General features: G+C 63.0%; 1 protein-coding gene. It reads right to left on the bottom strand.

The window, feature by feature from the left end; translation table 11 throughout:
* A partial coding sequence (locus ACR9ZH_RS18445; protein ID WP_481292218.1) for a copper homeostasis protein CutC occupies positions 1-258 on the bottom strand: 258 nt, incomplete at its 3' end.
* Positions 259-322: the final 64 nt, after the last annotated feature.

Raw genomic sequence — 322 nt, forward strand, 5'->3', positions numbered from 1 at the left:
GCCCAGCTCGCGGCAGTGCGCGAAATCGTCGAGCAACGCTTCGATCTCGGCGATATCGTAAATGAAGTCGCCGGCACGAGGACGGAAGAGCACGTACAGCGGGATCGACAGACCTTCGCGGGCGAGCGCGATGGTGCCGTGCGAGGGCGTGACGCCGCCCCCTACTAGGCAGGCGCAGAGTTCGAGGCGACGCGCGCCGCGTTGCTGCGCAGCGAACGCCGAGGCCACCGAATTCGCTGCTACTTGAAGTAAGGGCATTTTGAGTTGGTGCTCTTTCAGGGGATCAGGGTGTGGTGCTTGTTGGCATATCAGACCGCGTACG

Source organism: Luteibacter sp. SVR4-7G (assembly GCF_056755555.1).